At 59.9% G+C, this 20,165-nt stretch carries 21 protein-coding genes; 4 read left to right on the top strand and 17 right to left on the bottom strand.

Annotated elements, in window-relative coordinates; genetic code table 11:
- Positions 1–10 precede the first annotated feature (10 nt).
- The 5 genes from PMI25_RS02275 to minC all read right to left on the bottom strand — a co-directional run bounded on the left by PMI25_RS02275 (position 11) and on the right by minC (position 3,892).
- The gene (locus PMI25_RS02275) at positions 11–1,111 is read right to left on the bottom strand and encodes a hypothetical protein (RefSeq protein WP_007960624.1); all 1,101 of its coding nucleotides are present in this window, start codon (positions 1,109–1,111) and stop codon (positions 11–13) included.
- A gap of 50 nt (positions 1,112–1,161) precedes the next feature.
- Positions 1,162–1,797 (bottom strand): RluA family pseudouridine synthase, encoded by a 636-nt coding sequence (locus PMI25_RS02270; protein ID WP_007960625.1) that lies wholly within the window; start codon positions 1,795–1,797, stop codon positions 1,162–1,164.
- A gap of 91 nt (positions 1,798–1,888) precedes the next feature.
- Positions 1,889–2,143 (bottom strand): cell division topological specificity factor MinE, encoded by a 255-nt coding sequence (minE, locus tag PMI25_RS02265; RefSeq protein ID WP_003223146.1) that lies wholly within the window; start codon positions 2,141–2,143, stop codon positions 1,889–1,891.
- Entirely contained in the window at positions 2,143–2,955 is an 813-nt protein-coding gene (gene minD, locus PMI25_RS02260; RefSeq protein WP_007960626.1) for a septum site-determining protein MinD, read from the bottom strand. The genes minE and minD overlap by 1 nt, the downstream gene beginning before the upstream one ends.
- Before the next feature lie 199 nt (positions 2,956–3,154).
- Positions 3,155–3,892, bottom strand: coding sequence for a septum site-determining protein MinC (gene minC / locus PMI25_RS02255; RefSeq protein WP_045121954.1), 738 nt, complete (start codon positions 3,890–3,892; stop codon positions 3,155–3,157).
- Between the two features lie 117 nt (positions 3,893–4,009).
- Between minC and PMI25_RS02250 the strand changes: the two genes are divergently transcribed.
- On the top strand, positions 4,010–4,945 hold the full coding sequence (locus PMI25_RS02250; protein WP_007960629.1) for a lipid A biosynthesis lauroyl acyltransferase: 936 nt from the start codon (positions 4,010–4,012) through the stop codon (positions 4,943–4,945).
- A 35-nt stretch (positions 4,946–4,980) separates the two neighbouring features.
- A complete protein-coding gene (locus PMI25_RS02245; protein ID WP_007960637.1) occupies positions 4,981–6,153 on the top strand; it encodes a patatin-like phospholipase family protein in 1,173 nt (390 codons plus the stop codon).
- A 123-nt stretch (positions 6,154–6,276) separates the two neighbouring features.
- On the opposite strand, the gene PMI25_RS02240 is transcribed toward PMI25_RS02245, so the two are convergent.
- The 8 genes from PMI25_RS02240 to puuE all read right to left on the bottom strand — a co-directional run bounded on the left by PMI25_RS02240 (position 6,277) and on the right by puuE (position 14,496).
- A complete protein-coding gene (locus PMI25_RS02240) occupies positions 6,277–7,062 on the bottom strand; it encodes an outer membrane protein OmpK (RefSeq protein ID WP_007960642.1) in 786 nt (261 codons plus the stop codon).
- A 373-nt stretch (positions 7,063–7,435) separates the two neighbouring features.
- Positions 7,436–8,221, bottom strand: a complete 786-nt coding sequence (locus PMI25_RS02235) for an outer membrane protein OmpK (protein ID WP_007960644.1) — start codon at positions 8,219–8,221, stop codon at positions 7,436–7,438.
- Between the two features lie 173 nt (positions 8,222–8,394).
- On the bottom strand, positions 8,395–9,747 hold the full coding sequence (locus PMI25_RS02230; protein ID WP_007960645.1) for a nucleobase:cation symporter-2 family protein: 1,353 nt from the start codon (positions 9,745–9,747) through the stop codon (positions 8,395–8,397).
- A gap of 238 nt (positions 9,748–9,985) precedes the next feature.
- Positions 9,986–11,302, bottom strand: coding sequence for a urate hydroxylase PuuD (locus PMI25_RS02225; RefSeq protein WP_007960647.1), 1,317 nt, complete (start codon positions 11,300–11,302; stop codon positions 9,986–9,988).
- 51 nt (positions 11,303–11,353) lie between these two features.
- A complete protein-coding gene (locus PMI25_RS02220) occupies positions 11,354–11,857 on the bottom strand; it encodes an ureidoglycolate lyase (protein WP_007960648.1) in 504 nt (167 codons plus the stop codon).
- 117 nt (positions 11,858–11,974) lie between these two features.
- Complete coding sequence (gene alc, locus PMI25_RS02215) at positions 11,975–12,970, bottom strand: allantoicase (RefSeq protein ID WP_007960036.1); 996 nt, start codon at positions 12,968–12,970, stop codon at positions 11,975–11,977.
- Between the two features lie 87 nt (positions 12,971–13,057).
- A complete protein-coding gene (gene uraD, locus PMI25_RS02210; RefSeq protein ID WP_007960652.1) occupies positions 13,058–13,573 on the bottom strand; it encodes a 2-oxo-4-hydroxy-4-carboxy-5-ureidoimidazoline decarboxylase in 516 nt (171 codons plus the stop codon).
- A complete protein-coding gene (gene puuE / locus PMI25_RS02205; protein ID WP_007960654.1) occupies positions 13,570–14,496 on the bottom strand; it encodes an allantoinase PuuE in 927 nt (308 codons plus the stop codon). Before puuE ends, uraD begins: the two co-directional genes overlap by 4 nt.
- A gap of 421 nt (positions 14,497–14,917) precedes the next feature.
- Between puuE and uraH the strand changes: the two genes are divergently transcribed.
- Positions 14,918–15,271, top strand: a complete 354-nt coding sequence (gene uraH, locus PMI25_RS02200; protein WP_003223171.1) for a hydroxyisourate hydrolase — start codon at positions 14,918–14,920, stop codon at positions 15,269–15,271.
- Between the two features lie 210 nt (positions 15,272–15,481).
- Here the strand turns inward: uraH and PMI25_RS02195 are convergent, their stop codons facing one another.
- The 3 genes from PMI25_RS02195 to PMI25_RS02185 form a co-directional block, all read right to left on the bottom strand.
- Positions 15,482–16,108, bottom strand: coding sequence for a LysE family translocator (locus tag PMI25_RS02195; RefSeq protein ID WP_007960655.1), 627 nt, complete (start codon positions 16,106–16,108; stop codon positions 15,482–15,484).
- A gap of 89 nt (positions 16,109–16,197) precedes the next feature.
- Positions 16,198–17,547 carry an NCS2 family permease gene (locus PMI25_RS02190; RefSeq protein ID WP_007960656.1) on the bottom strand — a complete coding sequence of 450 codons (1,350 nt, stop codon included), beginning with the start codon at positions 17,545–17,547 and terminating at the stop codon, positions 16,198–16,200.
- Between the two features lie 291 nt (positions 17,548–17,838).
- On the bottom strand, positions 17,839–18,285 hold the full coding sequence (locus tag PMI25_RS02185) for a MarR family winged helix-turn-helix transcriptional regulator (protein ID WP_007960657.1): 447 nt from the start codon (positions 18,283–18,285) through the stop codon (positions 17,839–17,841).
- An 82-nt stretch (positions 18,286–18,367) separates the two neighbouring features.
- Here PMI25_RS02185 and PMI25_RS02180 point away from each other — a divergent pair, with 82 nt between their 5' ends.
- Positions 18,368–19,534, top strand: coding sequence for an aminotransferase-like domain-containing protein (locus PMI25_RS02180; protein ID WP_007960658.1), 1,167 nt, complete (start codon positions 18,368–18,370; stop codon positions 19,532–19,534).
- A 167-nt stretch (positions 19,535–19,701) separates the two neighbouring features.
- Here the strand turns inward: PMI25_RS02180 and PMI25_RS02175 are convergent, their stop codons facing one another.
- Positions 19,702–20,073 (bottom strand): glutathione S-transferase N-terminal domain-containing protein, encoded by a 372-nt coding sequence (locus tag PMI25_RS02175; RefSeq protein ID WP_007960660.1) that lies wholly within the window; start codon positions 20,071–20,073, stop codon positions 19,702–19,704.
- Between the last annotated feature and the right edge of the window lie 92 nt (positions 20,074–20,165).

The following is a 20,165-nucleotide window of genomic DNA, read 5'->3' as shown; positions in this document are numbered from 1 at the left end:
ATGGTGGTGTTCAGCGGGTGGCGGCTACACGCTTTTTCAGGTAGCTCATGATGACTTTTTCGTCTTCCGGTTTATCCGGGCGCGGCAGCTGTTGTGGCCAGGGGGACTGGTTCAGCAGCTTTTTCTGCCGGCTTTCGTCCCAGCGCAGAATCTCCCGCGAGGCACATTCCCACCATTCGTGGCGGCAGGCGCTGTAGTACGGATCTTCCGGCGCAGCGCTGCCGTACAGCAGGTCGCGACCGACCTTGCGCAGGGCGCCTTTCTGGTGGCGCAGCTTCCATTTGATTTTCAATCGGCGCCAGGCCGACGGGAACGGTTTGACCCGTGGCACATCGCTGCACAGATCCACCAGGCGCTCGCTGAACTGCTCGCCGTGCTGGGAAAAGAAATAGGTCTGCATCGCGTGGAAGAAACGTTTTTCTGCGAAGTAGTGGTAGACGTGTTTGCGCGCTTCCACCACTTGCCGCTCGCGCATGGCGTACGACAGGGCGATCTGTTCGATGGTGTGGATTTCGAAGCCGCCGAGTGTCCATTCATCAATCAACCGGATCGACTCTTCGAACAGCGCGGAGTCGCTGTCGGTCACGCCGCACAAACCGCTGTTGTAGAGCTTGAAACCGTTATCCGGTGTCACGCCGTGGCGGCGCAGGTCGCGACCGAGTTTTTGATAGTCGGGACGCTGGTGCACATCTTTCCAGTCGTACTCGAAGCGATCCATCACCGAGCGGTTCGGCTCGATGAATTTGAACAGCTGGCTCGGGTGGCGGGTAAACAGGGTGTCGGTGTCGACGAACAGGGTCTTTTCCGCCCACTGCATGCCCGCGGCGATGGCGCAGGCCTTGCGACGGTGGTGATAGCCGTGGGTGCCTTGCCAGCGGGTCAGGGTCGCGTCGTCCAGCAACACCGTGTCGACCGGCCAGCCCGCATAGTCGTCAGGTCGGTCGGTGAGAATGCGGATGGCCGGTCGCTCGCCGTTTTTGGCTTGGGACAGCGCGGTCAGGATGCTGAACTTGGCTTCGCGCCGGTACACATCCTGATTGCCGTAAATCAGGTAAAGCAGTTGATGACGAACTTTCGTGAGGGGTGTTACCAGGGAATCAATACAACTCATCCGAAAACAAAATCCTTGTACAAAAAAACGCGCTGCCGCTCAGGCAACGCTTAAAACGGTGCCGGGCATTCGAAGCGCAGACGCTCGCCGGTTTGCGGGTGGGTGAAGCTCAGCATGCTGGCGTGCAGGCACAGACGCGGCCAGGCGGCCAGGGCCTGTTCGTGGGCGTAGAGCCCGTCGCCCAGCAGCGGGTGACCGATGGACAGCATGTGCACACGCAACTGGTGCGAGCGCCCGGTGATCGGCGTCAGCTCGACGCGGCACCAATCGCCGCAACGTTCCAGTACGCGCCAGAAGGTCAGCGCATGCTTGCCGAATTCGTGGTCGACCACGTGTCTTGGTTTGGTCGGTGGATCGTAACGCAGGGGCAGGTCGATGCTGCCGCTGTCCAGTTCCGGCTGACCCCAGGCCAGGGCGGTGTAGGCCTTTTCGGTTTCACGGTCGTGAAACTGCCGCGACAGTTCGCGGTGGGTGTCGGCGTCGCGGGCCAGCAGAATGATGCCGGAGGTTTCCCAGTCCAGGCGATGGACGATGCGTGCTTCCGGGTAGCCGTTTTCCTGCAGGCGGGTGATCAGGCAGTCCTTGTTGTCGTCGGCGCGACCGGGCACCGAGAGCAGCAAGGTCGGTTTGTCGACCACCAGTACGGCGGCGTCCTGATGAATGATGCGGATGTTGGACAACGGCATTAAAACAGCCTCGTAACAAATGCCAACGGCGGCTCAGGGCCATTCCGCGATGGGAATGGCCCTGAGCCGCCGTCGTTCCTGCCGGATCGACTCAGCGATCTGGCAGGGTGATGTTGAGTTCCAGAATCGAGCAACTGCCCTGGCTTTCCAGTGCAACGTGTACGTCGTCGTTGCCGATGTTGACGTACTTGCGGATCACGTCGACCAGTTCCTTCTGCAAGGCTGGCAGGTAATCCGGCGTGCTGCGCTGGCCGCGCTCATGCGCCACGATGATCTGTAGACGCTCTTTCGCTACCGAGGCGGTACTTGGCTTTTTGTTGGCACGAAAGAAGTCAAAAAGGTTCATTACCTACCTCCAAACAGGCGCTCGAAGAATCCCTTCTTCGTAACATCGAGGAAACGATGTTCTTTTTCTTTGCCCAGCAGACGATCAACGGCATCGCTGTAGGCCTGACCGGCATCGCTCTGGTCGTCGAGAATCACCGGGACGCCCGAGTTGGAAGCCTTCAGGACCGCCTGCGACTCAGGGATGACGCCCAGCAGGGTCACGGCCAGAATTTCCTTCACGTCTTCGACGCCCAGCATTTCGCCATCGCTGACGCGCTGCGGGTTGTAACGGGTCAGCAGGAGGTGTTCCTTGATCGGCTCTTCGCCGAGTTCGGCACGACGCGATTTGCTGGCCAGCAGGCCGAGCATGCGGTCCGAATCTCGTACCGAGGAAACTTCCGGGTTGGTCACGATGATCGCTTCGTCGGCGAAATACATGGCCAGGTGCGCACCTTTCTCGATGCCCGCCGGGGAGTCGCAGACCACGAAGTCGAAGTCTTCCTTCAACTGCATCAGGACTTTTTCCACGCCTTCCTGGGTCAGCGCGTCTTTGTCACGGGTCTGGCTGGCGGCTAGCACGTAGAGGTTTTCCAGGCGCTTGTCTTTGATCAGCGCCTGCTGCAGGTTGGCTTCGCCGTTGACCACGTTGACGAAGTCGTACACCACGCGACGCTCGCAACCCATGATCAGGTCGAGGTTACGCAGGCCCACGTCGAAGTCGACGATCACTGTTTTGTGGCCGCGCAGAGCGAGGCCGGTACCGATAGCGGCGCTGGTGGTGGTCTTACCCACACCACCCTTGCCGGATGTAACCACGAGAATCTTGGCCAAGGTGTTTCACCCCTAAGGAAGAAGGACTTTTTAGCCCCTGAAAAACATCTCTTGAAAACTACTGCAGTCGGACAGCCTTGGCTGGAATTCGGCGCAAGTCGCAATTGCCGGGGGCAAACGCTGCTTGATCCTTTTTCCTACTTCGTTTGAGCCGTTTTCGCTACGTTTTAGAGATGCTTGGAAAATGCGGCAGTATCCGTTAAAGCCGAATGATGTTCAACACGTCGGCCGACAGGCTGACCTGGACGCCGGAGCCCCACAGTGGATCGCGGCGCAAATCTTCGGAAACCTTGTAATGCCCGGCGATGGAGATCAGTTCAGCGCTCAATTGCTGACAGAAAATCCGCGCCTTGGTGTCGCCTTTGACGCCGGCCAGTGCGCGACCGCGCATCGGGCCGTATACATGGATGTTGCCATCGGCCAGAAGTTCCGCCCCCGGACTGACCGAGGACACCACCACCAGATCGCCACCCTGGGCATATATTTGTTGGCCACCACGTACTGGCGTAGTGATGACGCGGGTCGCTTTGACGGTCGGCTCCGGCGGCTTTTCCGGCTTCTTTTTGACTTCCGGTTCCGGCGCTTCCAGCGGTCGCTCACGGGCGCCGGACGGCGGCAGCACCGGGATGTCGATGGCGATGGCGGCGGCGATATCTTCGATACGGCTGGCGCGGATCGCCAGGGTGCGCAGGCCATGCTGGCGGCACACGCGCATCAGGCCGGGCAGATCGACCGCGCCTTCGCCGGGCGGCAGTTTGTCCAGCGCCAGGACCAACGGTGCATTGCTGAAGAAATTCGGCGCCTGGGCGACTTTGGCGGCCAGTTGCCGATCAAGGCTGTCGAGGTCGTTGCGGGACAGTTCCAGCACCGTGATGGCCAGCATGCTGCCCTTCAACTGGAACACGGGATCTCGGTCTGGCGATTCGTTTTGGCTCATATCGGCATACAACGGCTTGTCACTAAAAGTGCCGAGACTTATAACGAGAACGCCCGCGAGCCGCAAGCCGGGTCGAACGATGTAGAATGCGCGGCCACTGAATTTACGGAAGCTTTAATGGATCGCCCGCGTTTTCGAAGAGCCTATCTTTCTCCCCGCTTCTGGCCGCTCTGGTGCGGTCTGGGGCTGTTGTGGCTGGTCGTGCAGTTGCCGTATGCGGTTTTACTGACGATCGGTCGTGTGCTGGGCGCATTGATGTATCGCGTAGCCGGCGACCGGCGGCGCATCGCCAAGCGCAATCTCGAGCTGTGCTTCCCGGAAAAATCCGCCGCCGAACGCAAACGCCTGCTCAAGGAAAACTTCGCCTCTACCGGCATCGCCTTCTTTGAAATGGCGATGAGCTGGTGGTGGTCCCGTGAGCGTCTGGCCAAACTGGCCCACGTCGAAGGCCTGGAGCATCTGCAAAAAGCCCAGCGCGAAGGCAAGGGCGTGATCCTGATGGCCGCGCACTTCACCACCCTGGAAATCGGCGCGGCGCTGCTCGGTCAGCAACACACCATCGACGGCATGTACCGCGAACACAAGAATGCCTTGTTCGACTTCGTCCAGCGTCGGGGCCGCGAGCGGCACAACCTCGACTCGCTGGCGGTGGAACGTGACGACGTGCGCGGCATGCTCAAGCTGCTGCGTTCAGGCCGGGCGATCTGGTACGCACCGGATCAGGACTATGGCGCCAAGCAAAGCATCTTCGTGCCGCTGTTCGGCATTCAGGCAGCGACCGTGACCGCGACCACCAAATTCGCCCGTCTGGGCAAGGCGCTGGTGGTGCCGTTCACTCAGGAGCGTCTGGCGGATGGCAGCGGTTACCGGCTGGTGATCCATCCGCCGCTGGATGATTTCCCCGGTGAAACCGAAGAGGCCGACTGCATCCGCATCAACCAGTGGGTGGAAAGTGCATTGCGCGCCTGCCCCGAGCAATACTTGTGGGCGCACCGCCGCTTCAAGAGCCGTCCACCGGGCGAGCCGAAGCTTTACCCGAAACGGCGTGGCTGATTCACTTACCCTTTCAAGCACCATGGAGCGTTGCGATGAGCCCAGCTGAACCGGTCACAGGTTTGATTCTTTCCGGCGGCGGGGCTCGGGCGGCGTATCAGGTGGGGGTGCTGGCGGCGATTGCCGAATTGCTGCCGCTGGGTGCGGACAACCCGTTTCCGGTGATCGTCGGCACCTCGGCCGGGGCGATCAACGCGGTCAGCCTCGCCAGTGGCGCCAGCGATTTTCGCGCGGCCATCGAACGCCTGACCCTGTTCTGGCATGGCTTTCGCAGCCATCGAGTGTTGCGCAGCGACTGGCCGGGAGTGATCCGGCAGGCCAGCCGCTTTGTCAGTCACAGCCTGCTTGGCATGGGCCGGCACCTGCCGGTGGCGCTGCTCAACAGTTCGCCGCTGCGCGACCTGCTCAATGAAAAACTGCACATGCCCGGCATCGCCGAATCCATCGCGCGCAAACAATTGCATGCGGTGGCGGTGACCGCGTTCGGCTACGAGTCGGGGCAGGCAGTAACGTTCTATCAGGGCGGCGGCAAGATCGATGCGTGGTTGCGCCATCGACGCATCGGCGTGCCGGCGCAATTGTCGGTGGACCACCTGCTGGCCAGTTCGGCGATCCCGTTGCTGTTTGCCCCGGTAAAAATCGGTGAGGAATATTTCGGTGACGGCGCAGTGCGGCAATCGGCACCGATCAGCCCGGCGCTGCACCTGGGCGCGAGTCGGGTGCTGGTGGTGGGGGTCAGCGGCAACCCGCGCGGTTTCGATCCGCAGCAGCCGCTGGAGCGTGCTTATACCGGTCAGCAACCGACGCTGGCGCAGATCGGCGGGCACATGCTCAACAGCACGTTCATTGACAGTCTGGAGAGCGACATCGAGTTGCTGCAGCGCCTCAACCAGTTCAGCCACCTGATGCCCGAGGGCACGCCGACCCGAGAGCTGGGTGTGGCACCAGTGGAGGTGCTGGTGATTTCGCCGAGTCAGCCGATCGATGAGATCGCGGCGCGGCATCGTCAGGAGTTGCCGGCGGCGTTGCGTCTGTTTTTGCGTGGGCCGGGAGCGACCAAGACCAGTGGGGCAGGGGTGTTGAGTTATCTGCTGTTCGAGGCGGGGTATTGCAGCGAGCTGATCGATTTGGGACGGCGTGATGCGTTGGCCAAGCGTGAGGAGTTGTGCCGGTTTCTGGGGATCATCGAAGCGGTCGCGCCCACCTGATATTTGTGCTGAAGCCATTCGCGAGCAAGCTCGCTCCCACATTGGTTCTGTGTCGGTCACAAAACCAGTGTGGGAGCGGGCTTGCTCGCGAAGGCGTCCTTGCAGACGCCACTGATACCAGGATCAGAAGTGGAACTTCACCAGGAAGCTGGTCACGTTCTGATTGGTGGTGAACCCACGGGTGTCGTCGATCCCGTACTTGTCTTTCCAGTAGTCGTATTCAACACCGACGTACAGTTGCTTCTCGCCGAAATGCAGCGCCTTGCCCAGGTCGTATTTGACCTGTGGGTTGAAGTGCAGGTTGGCGTGGTATTCGCCTTTGCTGTTGACGTCGTTGTCGACCACCCAGTCCATGTAACCATCGATCAGCACGTTCGAGCTGCCGACCGGGATGGTGTAGGACCAGACCGGGGTGATCTGCCAGACGTTGTCACCCGGGCGCGAGCCTTCGGTGTGACGCTGGTAGAAGTTCAGCTGGAAGTAGTCGAAACCCGGGATCGCCAGGTCGAAGCCTGGACCGATCAGGTACGACTCGACGTCGCCTTCACCGAACTCGTAGGTCATCGCCAGCAGCACGTCTTTGATCGGGCCGAACTCGAGCTTCTGGTCCAGTACCTTGCCCAGCGAGATGCGCGGCTGGAACTCACCGTAATAGGTGTTGTTGCCGACGCCGCCATCCGGCTTGCCGTTGTAGAAGATCTTGTCGATGAACAGGAAGTTATCCCCGTACTTCCAGGCATCGGCGTGCTCGAAGGTGACGGTCTGCTGGATCGCCGGATTGACCTTGAAGTCTTTGCCGTAGAGGTAGGTCAGGCTGTTGTTCTGCCATTGCAGCAGGCCATCGGCCATGGCCTGGCCGCCGGCCAGCATCGATCCCGCGAGCATCAGGCTGGTGCACATGCGTTTCATTCGGTTGCTCCCAAAGTAGGTGTTCCACGTTTATTTTTTTAAGATCGGCGCTCTGGTGTGGCGCCTTTTTTCGTTGCTGCAAAAGTCATCCGACCGGTCAGCTTTGATGCTGTTAGCAAGAGCTGAGCCAAGGCTTTCGAAAAGCAAAAAAACGCCCGTTCGGCTGCTGAAAAACAGTCGATTGAGCGTGTTTTCGGGATGCCTCGGTACTGACCGGGGCCGGGATAAGTTGGCCCGTTGGTCAGGAATTAAATCCGGGCTTTTTTTTAGACCGAATTCAAGAGGCCGCGGAGAATACTGACTCCTCGGCCAGGTCTCAAGTGCCCCGCAACAGAGCACCGACGACAGGTATGGGGCACGGTTGCGGGCCATCTTAGAAATGCACCTTCACCAGCAGGCTGGCGGTGTTCTGATTGGTGTCGAAGCTGTGCGTGCTTTCGATCCCGTATTTGTTTTTCCAGTAACTGTATTCGGTGCCGACGTACAGCTGCTTCTGGCTCCAGCCCAGGGCTTTGCCGAGGTCGTATTTGATCTGCGGGTTGATGTGCAGGTTGGCGTGGTAGGTGCCGCGCGAGTTCTGGTCATTGTCGACCACCCAATCGAGGTAGCCGTCGATCAGCACATCCGAATTGCCCAGGGGAAAGCTGTACGACCAGCCCGGTGTGATCTGCCACACGCCGTCGCCGGGGCGCGGGCCTTCGGTCTGGCGGCGGAAAATGTTCAGGGTCACGTAGTTGAAGCCGGGCACTTTCAGGTCGAAGCCGGGGCCGATCAGATAGGCCTCGCTGTCGCCTTCGCCGTATTCGTAGGTCATCGCCAGCAGCACGTCCTTGATCGGGCCGAACTCGAGCTTGCGATCGAAGATCTTGCCGAACGAGAAGCGTGGGGTGAATTCGCCGTAGAAAGTGTGCGGGCCTTTGTTCGCGTCTTCTTTGCCGTTGTAGAAGATCTTGTCGACGAACAGGAAGTTGTCGCCGTATTTCCACTTGTCGGCGTGCTCGAACGTCACCGTCTGCTGGATCGACGGGTTGATCGCGAAGTTCTTGCCGTACAGGTAGCTCAGGCTGTTGGTCTGCCACAGCAGTAAATCGCCGGCCATGGCCTGACTCGCGGCCAGCAGGCCGCCACTCAACAGAACGTTGGTTTGCGTGCGAATCATTGGTTGCTCCCTCTTGTTTTTATTGTTGAGGCAGGGTGTTGCACAGTCCCTGTGGGAGCGAGCTTGCTCCGGGCGGCGTTCCGACGAAAGCGGTGTGTCATTCAACAGTGATGTTGACTGACATGGCCTCTTCGCGAGCAAGCTCGCTCCCACAGGGATAATCGGTAATGCTGTTAATGCGCGTGGCAGTCGTTGATCGCTGCGCGTTCTTTGCCGCCAAGAATGTTGAACAACAGATTCAGCGTCAGCGCGCTGAGGGTGGCCATGGCAATGCCGCTGTGGGTGATCGGGCTCATCCACATCGGCAGATGCGCGAAGAACTCCGGACGCACCACCGGGATCAGGCCCATGCCGATGCTCACCGCCACCAGCAACTGGTTGCGGCGGTCACCGATGTCGGCCTCTTGCAGGATCTTGATCCCGGTGGCCGCGACCATGCCGAACATCGCAATCGCCGCACCGCCCAGTACTGCTGGCGGAATCGACGCCACCAGGAATGCCGCTTTCGGCAGCAGGCTGAGCACGATCAGCAAACCGCCGGCGACGATGGTCACCGAACGGCAGCGCACGCCGGTCATCTGCACCAGGCCGATGTTCTGCGCGAAGGAGGAGTGGGTGAAGGTGTTGAAGAAACCGGCCACGAACGAGGCGCCGGCATCGCACAGCAGGCCGCGACGCAGCATCCGTGGGCAGACTTCCTGACCGGTGATCTTGCCCAGCGCGAGGAACATCCCGGTGGACTCGACGAAAATGATCACCACCACCAGACACATCGACAGGATCGGCGCCAGTTCGAATTTCGGCATGCCGAAGTGCAGCGGGGTGACGAACTGAACCCACGGCGCGTTGGCCATGCCGCTCAGGTCAACCATGCCGATGGCGCCGCACAGCACGTAACCGATGCACATGCCGATCAGTACGGAAATATTGACCCAGAAACCGCGCATGAAGCGGTGGATCAGCAGAATGGTCGCCAGCACCAGAGCGGCGATGGCCAGATAAACCGGGGAGCCGAATTGCGCAGCGGCGGCACCGCCACCGGCCCAGTTCACGGCCACGGGGAACAGCGACAGACCGATCGAGGTGATGACCGTGCCGGTCACCAGCGGCGGGAAGAAGCGCACAACCTTGGACATGAACGGCGCGATGAGCATGCCGAAGAACCCGGCGGCGATGGTCGCACCGAAGATCCCTTGCAGACCGATACCGGGCATGCCGGCCATGGCAACCATGCTGCCGACAGCGGCAAAACTGGCGCCCATCATCACCGGCATGCGGATGCCCATCGGGCCAATCCCTAAGGACTGCACGATGGTGGCGATGCCGGCCACCAGCAGGTCGGCGTTGATCAGGAAGGCGATTTCTTCACGACTCAGGCCAGCGGCCTGTCCGATGATCAACGGCACCGCGATGGCACCGCCGTACATCAGCAGAACATGTTGCAAACCGACCAGGATCAGTTGCAAAAGGGGCAAACGCTGAATGGCGGGTGCGTCGGGGATGCGCGCTTTGGACAGCTCGGACATGCAACACCTCGGATCTTTTTTATTCTTGTGATTGAACAGCTGCCGGGTGGCTCACAGCTGTCCTTTTGCATCATTGATATTTGTGGCTGCAGAGATTTTTTTGTGGCGAGGGAGCTTGCTCCCGCTGGACTGCGCAGCAGTCCCTGCTCTTCAGGCAAAGAGAGGGGCCGCTTCGCGACCCAGCGGGAGCAAGCTCCCTCGCCACAAAAGCCTGCTTTTACACAGGCTTTTGTCTGGCTCAGTTGGTCTGGGCTCCCTGGGCGATCCATGCACCGATCAGGTCACGTTCCTGCTGGGTCATCTGAGTGATGTTGCCCAATGGCATGATCTGCGTGGTGATGGCTTGCGCCTGGATCCGCGCCGCGTTCTGGCGGATCTGCTCGGGGGTGTCGAACATCACACCGGCGGGCGCCGCGCTGAACAACGGGCTGGTCGGTTTGGCCGAATGGCAGACCGCGCAGCGTTCCTGGATCACGTTGTGCACCTTGTCGAACGCAGGACCTGCGTTGGACGCTTGCGCCGGTGCCGCAGCAGGGGCTGTTGCTGGTGCTGCAGGTGCCGCCGCTTCAGCCGGTTTCGCGCCACCGCCCAGTGCCGTTTCCGGCAGCGGCTGGTACTCGATTTTCGCGGGTGCCTTGGCCACGTCCGGTGCGGTCGGCATCGGCGCAGGGCCGGTGACGTACGCCAGAGTGATCATTCCCACCGCTGCCACGGGCAGGGTCCAGGCAAACTTGTGGCTGTCGTGACGGGTGTTGAAGTAGTGACGCACCAACACCGCCAACACCGCGATCCCGGCCAGGATCAACCAGTTGTACTGGCTGCCATAAGTGCTCGGGAAGTGGTTGCTGATCATGATGAACAGCACCGGCAGGGTGAAGTAGTTGTTGTGACGCGAACGCAGCAAGCCCTTGGCTGGCAGCGCCGGGTCCGGCGTGCGGTTCTCGGCAATCGCCGCGACCAGTGCACGCTGCGCTGGCATGATGATGCGGAACACGTTGCCGACCATGATGGTGCCGATGATCGCGCCGACGTGCAGATACGCACCACGACCGCTGAACACCTTGCTGAAGCCATACGCCGCGCCGATGATCAGCACGAACAGGATGAAGCCGAGCAGGGCGGGTTTCTTGCCAAGGGCCGAATCGCAGAGGAAGTCGTAGATGAACCAGCCGGCGATCAGCGAACCGATGCCGATGGCCACGCCTTCAGGGCCGGTCAGGCCGCTGCCGGGTGCCACGAGGTAGAGCACGGGGTTGGAGTAGAACACCACGCACAGCAGCGCGATCCCCGACATCCAGGTGAAGTAGGCTTCCCATTTGAACCAGTGCAGGTTCTCCGGCATCGACGGTGGGGCCAGTTTGTATTTTTCCAGGTGATAGATACCGCCGCCGTGGATCGCCCACAGATCACCGGCCAGACCGGTTTTCGGGTTGACGCGGTTGAGGTTGTTCTCCAGCCAGACGAAGTAGAACGACGCGCCGATCCAGGCCACGCCAGTGATCATGTGAACCCAGCGCACGCTCAGGTTCAGCCATTCCAACAGATGTGCTTCCACAGTCTTTACCTCTCGCCTGTCACTCTTGTTGTCGAGTGATCAGACCTTCTCTTATTGGTGGGGGGCGAGGATCAAACGCTCATCCTCTTTGAAAAAATGCTCATCGCAGTTATTGCCTGTGCCACTGCGATCAACCACCAGGAAGTCATCCCGCTTTTCGATCGTCAGCACCGGATGGTGCCAGACGCCGCGATGGTAATTGATGCCCTGCCTGCCGTTGGTGACGAAGGCGCGGACCAAGCCTGATACAGGTTCATCGCCAAGTGGCGCGACCACGATCAGAAAGGGGTTGCCGAGCAGCGGAATGAAAGCCTGGCTGCCCAGCGGATGGCGTTCCAGCATGCTCACGGTCAGCGGCATGTCCTGCGCGTCGGCGCGGAAGATGCTGATGATCGCGTTGTCCTCGGGCGTAGCGGTTTCGACCGTCGCCAGTTTGTGGAAGCGCATGGTCGAACCGTTGTTGATCATGAAGTGGTCGCTGCCGTCGGTTTCGATCACGTCACCGAAGGGGGCGAAGGCTTCTTTGGTCAGCGGTTCAATCTGTAGTGTGCGCATGCTGTTCTTCTTATCCGAATTCTGTGTTGTTTGATCTGACGCTTTCGCGAGCAAGCTCGCTCCCACAGGAATTGCGATCAATGTGGGAGCGAGCTTGCTCGCGAATGGTCGCGCCGCTTACTTCGCGACCTTGCCGAGTACGCGCAGGCGACTCACACCACCGTCCGGGAACACGTTCAGGCGGATGTGGGTGATCGGGCCCAGTGCCTTGATCTGCTCGACGAAGGTGTGTTCGGCGTGCATTTCCAGCTTCTGGCTTGGCAGCAGTTCACGCCAGAACAGCGACTGGGTTTCGATCTGGCTGTCGGTGCCGCCCTTGACGAACGCGCCCTGGATCGAGCAGGTGTCCGGGTAGTTGCCCTTGAAGTGCAGGGTGTCGACGATGATTTTTTCGATCTCGCCCGGGTGGCCCAGCGCGACGATCACCCAGTCATTGCCCGGGGTGCGACGACGTGCGGTTTCCCAGCCATCGCCCATGTTGATGCCACGGCCCGGGTTGAGGATGTTGCTCATGCGGCCGAAGTGTTCGTCGGAGCAGGCGAGGGCGCGGCCACCGTTAAGGGCTGCAGCCAGATCGACTTGCTCGTTGTCGCCAACAGCCGACCAGTCGCGGAACGGAATGCCGTACACGCGCAGACGGGCGACACCGCCGTCCGGGTAGATGTTGAAGCGCAGGTGGCTGAACGCTTTGTCGTTGCTGATTTCGTGGTAGTGGTGGCTGTTGCCTTGCAGCTCGACGGCCGACAGCACTTCAGTCCACTGGGTGTTTTCGTCCGGTTCGCCCGACGCCAGGAAGCACGCTTCCAGCGAGGCCGATGGCGGGAAGTTGCCGGTGAAGAATGAAGTGTCGATGTCCACGCCCTTGATCGAACCCGGTACGCCCAGGCGGATCACCGCGCTGTCGTAGCCTTCGAAGCGCTTGCGACGTGATTCCCAGCCGTCCATCCACTTGCCGTTGTCGTCGAACACACCCTCCTTCCACACGGCCGGGGTCGGCTGAAACAGACGATTGGCGTCTGCGAACCAGTCATCGGTGACCGAGATGATTTTGGTGCCCAGACGGGCATCGGCCAGGTTGACGAACTTCTCGAAAGGTACGGCGTAAGCTTTCATTCTTCTTGTCTGCCTTTAAATAAGTGGCTGGGGATGCTTGCGAGGCCCTGGGCGTTCTCCGCGTCTGACACGCTCGGGCCATGCTCGCTAAAGAGTCAGTAAACGGAACAGGGCGATCTTGTTGATCTCCGCCAGCGCGCATTTGAATTCGGTGTCGACCGAGTTGTGAATGCGCGTTTCGAACGCCGCGAGGATCTGATGCCGGTTGCTGCCTTTTACCGCCATGATGAAGGGAAACTTGAACTTGGCCTTGTAGGCGTCGTTCAGCTCGGTGAAGCGCTGGAACTCTTCGGCCGTGCATTGGTGAATACCGGCGCCAGCCTGTTCATTGGTGCTGGCTTCGGTCAGTTGGCCCTGGACGGCAGCTTTGCCGGCCAGGTCCGGGTGAGCGTTGATCAGTGCCAGTTGACTGGCGTGATCGGCGCTCAACAGGATGTCGCTCATGCGCTGGTGCAGGGTTTCGATCTCGTCGATCGAAGCGTCCACGCCCAGGTCGTAGGCCTTCTCGGCCACCCATGGCGAATGTTCGTAGATGTCGGCGAAGGCTTTGACGAAGGCGTCGCGGCTCAGGATCGACGGTTTCAGCGTTTGAAAGGTGCTCATTTGCCAGCCCCTTGGTACGGATGGGTTTCTTGCCAGTGACGTGCGATATCGACGCGACGGCTGAACCACACCTGTTCATGACCTTTGACGTATTCGATGAAGCGTTTGAGCGAGGCGAGACGCCCCGGACGGCCGATCAGGCGGCAGTGCAGACCGATCGAAAGCATCTTCGGCGCTTCGGCACCTTCGGCGTAGAGCACGTCGAACGCGTCTTTGAGGTATTCGAAGAAATCGTCGCCCTTGTTGAAACCCTGCACCTGGGTGAAGCGCATGTCGTTGGTGTCGAGGGTGTACGGAATCACCAGATGCGGCTTGCCGGTCGGGTTGTTCGGTTCCCAGTAAGGCAGGTCGTCGTCGTAGGTGTCGCAGTCGTAGAGGAAACCGCCTTCTTCCATCACCAGCCGACGGGTGTTCGGGCCGGTGCGGCCGGTGTACCAGCCCAGTGGGCGTTCGCCGGTGAGTTCGGTGAGGATACGGATCGCTTCGAGCATGTGCTCGCGCTCTTGCGCCTCGTCCATGTACTGGTAGTCGATCCAGCGGTAGCCGTGGCTGCAGATTTCGTGACCGGCTTCGACCATCGCACGGATCACGTCCGGGTGGCGCTGGGCGGCCATGGCCACGGCGAAGATGGTCAGCGGAATGTCGAATTCCTTGAACAGCTTGAGGATCCGCCAGACGCCGGCGCGGCTGCCATACTCGTAAAGCGATTCCATGCTCATGTTGCGCGCGCCTTGCAGCGGCTGGGCGGCAACCATTTCGGAGAGGAACGCTTCGGATTCTTTGTCGCCGTGCAGGATGTTGCGCTCGCCACCTTCTTCGTAATTGAGCACGAAGGACAGGGCGATGCGCGCGTTGCCCGGCCAGTGTGGGTGAGGAGGGTTACTGCCGTAACCGATCAGGTCGCGTGGGTAGTCAGCGCTCACTGCAGTCTTCCTTCTTATTCGTTGACAGGTTTGTGTAACGGCCTGCACAGGCTGGCGTCACAGCGATGGGCTGATTGTATACAACTTTATTCTCAATTTGTAAGCCTGAATTTTCGCATTTTTCACCGACTGTCATCTTTTGCTGCTAATGGCGTGAACCTGCAAGAAACCTGCCTGACCAGTCAGCTAATGGCTGTGAGGTTCAATAGGCAGACGCTTGAGGGGCAGATCAGGGGTAAACGCCCGAATGGCGGGGGTGATGTGAAAAATGTCGTTTTTATTGTGTACAATTTTTTTGAAAAGTGTCTTAATCAGTCGCTCGCCGCAGCTTTTCGTGCTCCGAATCGGTGCGGTCTCCTTTTTACCTGACTTCGGGAGGCGCGAAGTCTGACTGCTGTTTGCGGCCAGGCGCGCAGAATCAATGGGACGTTTGACAACACACGTTTTGGACGCTGCACACGGTTGCCCGGGCAGCTCGATCAAGGTCGAGCTGTACCGCGTTGAAGGTTCGCATCTGGAATTGGTCGCCAGTGCGATAACCAACAGCGATGGCCGGGTCGATGCGCCGCTGCTGCAAGGCGATGACTACCGCACCGGGGTTTATCAAGTGCAGTTCCACGCCGGTGATTACTACCGCGCCCGTGGCGTACAGCTGCCGGAGCCGGCGTTTCTGGATGTGGTGGTGCTGCGTTTCGGCATCTCCGCCGAGCAGGATCACTATCACGTGCCCCTGCTGATCTCGCCTTACAGCTATTCCACCTACCGGGGCAGCTGACCCCCAAGCAGCTGCCCCCACCGGGAAGCGACTGCGCATATAGCTTCTTTGGTCTTTCGCCCGCTCACACTGCGGGCTTTTTTTCGGCCCTGAAAAAGTGGTGTCTGGTCTGACGCCATCGCTGGCAAGCCAGCTCCCACAGTGTCCGGGTCGTACACGAAAAATGTGAAGACCCCCGAACCTGTGGGAGCTGGCTTGCCAGCGATGCTTTTAACGGCTCAACAGAGAAGCAGCGCCAGCCCCACTGAACAACCCGGCACTCACCCGGTTGAACCAGCTCTGCCCCTTGCCGCTACGCAGATAGCGCGCCGCGCCATGCGCACCCAGCCCGTAAGCCAGTTTGCAGCACAGGTCGAGCACCACCCAGGTCGCGATCATGATCAGCAGCTGCGGCAGGAACGGTTGTTGCGCGCTGAGGAACTGCGGCAGAAACGCGGCGAAAAACAGGATGTCCTTCGGATTGCTCGCGCCCAACACAAATGCGCGACCGAACAGCGTGCGGAAACGCGGCACCGGCGCGGCTTGCGGTACTTCGGCGCCCACCGACGGCTGACGCGATTGCTGCCAGCTCTGCCAGGCGAGGTAGAACAGGTACAGCGCGCCAACGATTTTCAACGCGCTGAACAATTGCTCCGACGCCATCAGCAGGGCGCCAAGCCCCAATGCCGACGCACTGAGCAGGCAGATCGAAGCAATCACGCCACCGAGAAACGCCGGGTAAGAACGGCGCAGACCGTAATTCAGACTGTTGCTGATCATCAGCAATGACAGCGGCCCCGGGATCAGGATCACCACCAGTGCAGCGCCGCTGAACAGCAGCCAGGTTTCCAGACTCATCACTTTCCTCCTTTTTGTTGTACTGAAAAATGCACAAAAGCCCCACCCCGTGAGGGTGAGGCTGTTTTGAAGCCTGAACCGCGTAGCGCTTACAGGAAGATGAACTTGGCGATGAAGATCGCGCAGAGCACCCACAGGCTCACGGAAATTTCCTTGTACTTGCCGGCACCGGCCTTCAACGCCACGTAGGTGATGAAGCCCAGCGCGATGCCGTCGGCGACCGAGAAGGTCAGCGGCATCATGATCGCGGTGACAATCGCCGGGATGGCGTCAGTGGCTTCGTCCCACTCGATGTGGGCCATGCCGCCCATCATCAGCATCGCGACATAAATCAGCGCACCGGCGGTGGCGTAGGCCGGAATCATCCCGGCCAGCGGTGCGAAAAACATCGCGGCTATAAATAGCACACCTACGGTGACGGCGGTAAGACCAGTCCGACCACCAGCCGCTACACCCGCGGCACTTTCCACATAGCTGGTGACGGGCGGAACACCGACCACCGCGCCGAAGACGCTGGAGGCGCTGTCGGCTTTCATGGCGCGGGAGAGGTTTTCGATACGCCCGTCAGCGTTGACCAGATTGGCGCGCTGGGCGACGCCCATCAGGGTGCCGGCGGTGTCGAACATGTGCACAAAGAGGAAAGCCAGCACCACGCTGATCATGCTGACGTTGAACACACCGGCGACGTTCATCGCCATGAAGGTCGGCGCCAGGCTTGGCGGGGTCGACATAATCCCTTCGTAGTGCACGATGCCCAGGCCCCAACCGGCCAGGGTCACGGTGATGATGCTGATGAGAATCGCGCCGAAGACTTTGTGGTAGCTGAGGATCGCGATCATCAGGAAGCAGATCGCCGCGAGCAGCGGGCCGGGTTCACGCAGGGAGCCGAGTTTGATCAGGGTGGCCGGGCTGTCGACGACAATGCCCGCGGTTTTCAGGCCGATCAGCCCGAGGAACAGACCGACGCCAGCGCCCATCGCAAAGCGCAGGCTGACCGGGATACTGTTGAGCAGCCATTCGCGAATCCGCGAGAAGGTCAGGATCATGAACAGCACACCGGAAACGAACACCGCACCAAGCGCGGTTTCCCAGTTGTAGCCCATGGTGCCGACCACGGTGTAAGTGAAGAACGCGTTGAGGCCCATACCCGGTGCCAGGCCCACCGGCCAGTTGGCGTACAGGCCCATCAGCAGGCAGCCGAGCGCGGCGGCGATGCAGGTGGCGACGAAGGCTGCACCGTGATCGATCCCGGCATCGGCCATGATGTTCGGGTTGACGAAGATGATGTAAGCCATGGTGATGAAGGTTGTCAGACCGGCAATCAGCTCGGTCTTCACCGTGGTGCCATGCAAGCTGAGTTTGAAGATGCGCTCCAGCACACCTGTGCGTAAGGGCGGTGAGAGTTCCAGCGTCGATGCTTCGGATTTGCGGCTTTCCACAGCGAGTACTCCTCAAGAGTTTTATTGTTATTTCCAGGGCCGGACCCATGAGGGGTGGCAGCAGCCCTATGAGGCATACGCGAATTTGTTGACCATGCGGTCAGGAACTCGCACGCAGTGGATTATGCTTTTGTGTACAAATAAAGCAAATATTGTTTTTGGTTTTGTTTACGAAAGGTCAGGCGATAGGGATATATCGCCCGTGCGGGCCCCTTCGCGAGCAAGCTCGCTCCCACATTTGAAATGCGTTCCACTGTGGGAGCGAGCTTGCTCGCGAAGAGGCCGTCTTATTCAATCGAGAGCTGTCTGGCTTTTTCCCAACGCCATATTCACCGCCAACCACCCATTCACCGCCGCCTCCCCAGCTTCAGCAAACACCCGCTCGAGCAACTTCACCTGTTCACGCCGTAACGCCTGCTCAAACTTCGCACCTTCAACGGTCAATTCCAGCAGCCGCTTACGCTTGTCTGCCTCCGACGCCACGCTCTCCACCAGATGCATTTCCTGCAATTGGCGCAACGGCATGTTCAGCGCCTGTTTGCTCACGCCGAGCAATCCCAGCAACTCCTTCACACTCAAATTCGGATAACGCGCGATGAAAAACACAATTCGCTGATGCACTCGGGACAGGCCACGGCGCTCGAGCATTTCATCCGCTTTGGCGGTGAACGCCTGATAGCCGAAGAAAAACGCTTCCATCGCCTGTTGCTGGCTGGCGGGGTTTTTAAGGTCAAGCATGTTGACGTACTCGCTCAAGCTGTCGTAGTTTCGGTCAAGCAGTTTGACTCATTTTTCCCAGGCCTCGCTACCGGTGACTCCCATGGCTTTTTCCGAACGTGTCTCGCGCCTTAAAAGTTCTCTGATCCGTGAAATCCTCGCTGCTGCCCAGCGTCCGGAGGTGATGTCGTTTGCTGGTGGTCTGCCGGCCGAAGCCATGCTGCCGAAAGTCGAATGGGCCGACATGCCACTGTCTCTCGGCCAATACGGCATGAGCGAAGGTGAGCCGGCGCTGCGTGAAGCGCTGGCGGCGCAGGCGCGAGCGTTGGGTCTGGACTGCACGGCGAGCCAAGTGCTGGTGGTCAGCGGTTCCCAGCAGACCCTCGATCTGGCGGCCAAGTTGTACATCGACAAAGGCACCGAAATCCTGCTGGAGGCGCCGACCTACCTGGCTGCGTTGCAGATCTTCCAGCTGTTCGGCGCCGATTGCCTGACCGTGCCGCAAGAATCCGACGGCCCGAATCTCGCGCAACTGCGCAGTCGTCTTGAGCAGCACCGGCCAGCGTTCATCTACCTGATTCCGACATTCCAGAACCCGTCCGCCGTGCGCTACAGCGAAGCCAAGCGCGCAGCCGTCGCCGCGTTGCTGGACGAATTCGGTGTGACCTTGATCGAAGACGAGCCGTACCGCGAACTGACGTTCGATGGCGGCAGTGCCAAACCGATCGCCGGACGTTTGCAGAAAGCCAGTTGGATCTACACCGGCACTGTGTCGAAAACCTTGCTGCCGGGTTTGCGCGTCGGCTACCTGATCGCCAGTCCGGACCTGTTTCCGCATTTGCTCAAGCTAAAACAGTCGGCGGATCTGCACACCAACCGCATCGGCCAGTGGCAGGCGCTGCAATGGATCGGCACGGAAAAGTATCAGCAGCATTTGAGTGAGTTGCGTGGCTTCTATCGCGAGCGCCGCGATGCGTTTCAAGCGGCGCTGGAAAGGCATTTTTCCGATCTGGCGGACTGGAACATGCCGCAGGGCGGGCTGTTTTTCTGGCTGACGCTGAAGCAGCCGCTGGATACGCGAACCTTGCTCAACGAGGCGCTGGCCAACGACGTGGCGTTCATGCCGGGCGAGCCGTTCTATCCCGAGCCGGATAAAAACCTCGGGCACCTGCGTTTGAATTTCAGCCACATCGACCCGGCGCGACTGGATGAGGGGCTCAAGCGTCTGGCGGTGGTGGTGCGACAGGCGCAAATAGACAAAGCGGCGTGAAAAACGAATAAACCGGCTTGAGGGCCGGTTTATTTTTGTCTGAGTAATGTGCTGTTCTTGCGGTCCTTATCGCTGGCAAGCCAGCTCCCACAGGTTTTGTGAACGCCACAGATTATTGTGGGAGCTGGCTTGCCAGCGATGGGGCCATAAGCAACACAACATCAATATCAGACCGCAGCAAACCGCTTATCCAGATAATCAATAATCACCTTGGACTCATACATCCACGTCGTCTGCCCATTCTCTTCAATGCGCAGGCACGGCACCTTGATCTTGCCGCCCTGGTCCAGCAGCGTCTGGCGATCCTGTTCGTTGTTCTTCGCGTCCTTCAGTGCGACCGGCACATTCAGGCGACGCAGGGTGCGGCGGGTTTTCACGCAGAACGGGCAGGCGTGGAACTGATACAGGGTCAGGCCTTTGGCGGCGGCGTTGACTTGCGCCTGTACTTCGGCCGGGCGCTGCTTCTTGCCCGGACGGGTGATGAAGTCGATGAAGATGATCAGTTGGCCAAGGCCGACACGAAGCGCTTTTACGAACACGTTGAAAGCCTCACGGTGCAAAGAGAGAAGGGCGCGCAGCTTACCCGATTTTTCACGGACGAAAAAAAACCGGCGATCAACGCCGGTTTTTT

Origin of the sequence: Pseudomonas sp. GM30 (assembly GCF_000282275.2) — a bacterium.
In the GTDB taxonomy this organism is placed as follows: Bacteria; Pseudomonadota; Gammaproteobacteria; order Pseudomonadales; family Pseudomonadaceae; genus Aquipseudomonas.
This window is presented reverse-complemented; position numbering and strand designations above follow the sequence as displayed.

What these genes read in the sequence shown, in the direction of transcription:
- PMI25_RS02275 (WP_007960624.1), bottom strand. Translation starts at nt 1,111, where the DNA reads ATGAGTTGTATTGATTCCCTGGTAACACCCCTCACGAAAGTTCGTCAT.
- PMI25_RS02185 (WP_007960657.1), bottom strand. Translation starts at nt 18,285, where the DNA reads ATGCTTGACCTTAAAAACCCCGCCAGCCAGCAACAGGCGATGGAAGCG.
- alc (WP_007960036.1), bottom strand. Translation starts at nt 12,970, where the DNA reads ATGAAAGCTTACGCCGTACCTTTCGAGAAGTTCGTCAACCTGGCCGAT.
- minE (WP_003223146.1), bottom strand. Translation starts at nt 2,143, where the DNA reads ATGAACCTTTTTGACTTCTTTCGTGCCAACAAAAAGCCAAGTACCGCC.
- PMI25_RS02230 (WP_007960645.1), bottom strand. Translation starts at nt 9,747, where the DNA reads ATGTCCGAGCTGTCCAAAGCGCGCATCCCCGACGCACCCGCCATTCAG.
- uraD (WP_007960652.1), bottom strand. Translation starts at nt 13,573, where the DNA reads ATGAGCACCTTTCAAACGCTGAAACCGTCGATCCTGAGCCGCGACGCC.
- PMI25_RS02235 (WP_007960644.1), bottom strand. Translation starts at nt 8,221, where the DNA reads ATGATTCGCACGCAAACCAACGTTCTGTTGAGTGGCGGCCTGCTGGCC.
- PMI25_RS02180 (WP_007960658.1), top strand. Translation starts at nt 18,368, where the DNA reads ATGGCTTTTTCCGAACGTGTCTCGCGCCTTAAAAGTTCTCTGATCCGT.
- uraH (WP_003223171.1), top strand. Translation starts at nt 14,918, where the DNA reads ATGGGACGTTTGACAACACACGTTTTGGACGCTGCACACGGTTGCCCG.
- PMI25_RS02195 (WP_007960655.1), bottom strand. Translation starts at nt 16,108, where the DNA reads ATGAGTCTGGAAACCTGGCTGCTGTTCAGCGGCGCTGCACTGGTGGTG.
- PMI25_RS02270 (WP_007960625.1), bottom strand. Translation starts at nt 1,797, where the DNA reads ATGCCGTTGTCCAACATCCGCATCATTCATCAGGACGCCGCCGTACTG.
- PMI25_RS02245 (WP_007960637.1), top strand. Translation starts at nt 4,981, where the DNA reads ATGAGCCCAGCTGAACCGGTCACAGGTTTGATTCTTTCCGGCGGCGGG.
- minC (WP_045121954.1), bottom strand. Translation starts at nt 3,892, where the DNA reads ATGAGCCAAAACGAATCGCCAGACCGAGATCCCGTGTTCCAGTTGAAG.
- PMI25_RS02250 (WP_007960629.1), top strand. Translation starts at nt 4,010, where the DNA reads ATGGATCGCCCGCGTTTTCGAAGAGCCTATCTTTCTCCCCGCTTCTGG.
- PMI25_RS02220 (WP_007960648.1), bottom strand. Translation starts at nt 11,857, where the DNA reads ATGCGCACACTACAGATTGAACCGCTGACCAAAGAAGCCTTCGCCCCC.
- PMI25_RS02240 (WP_007960642.1), bottom strand. Translation starts at nt 7,062, where the DNA reads ATGAAACGCATGTGCACCAGCCTGATGCTCGCGGGATCGATGCTGGCC.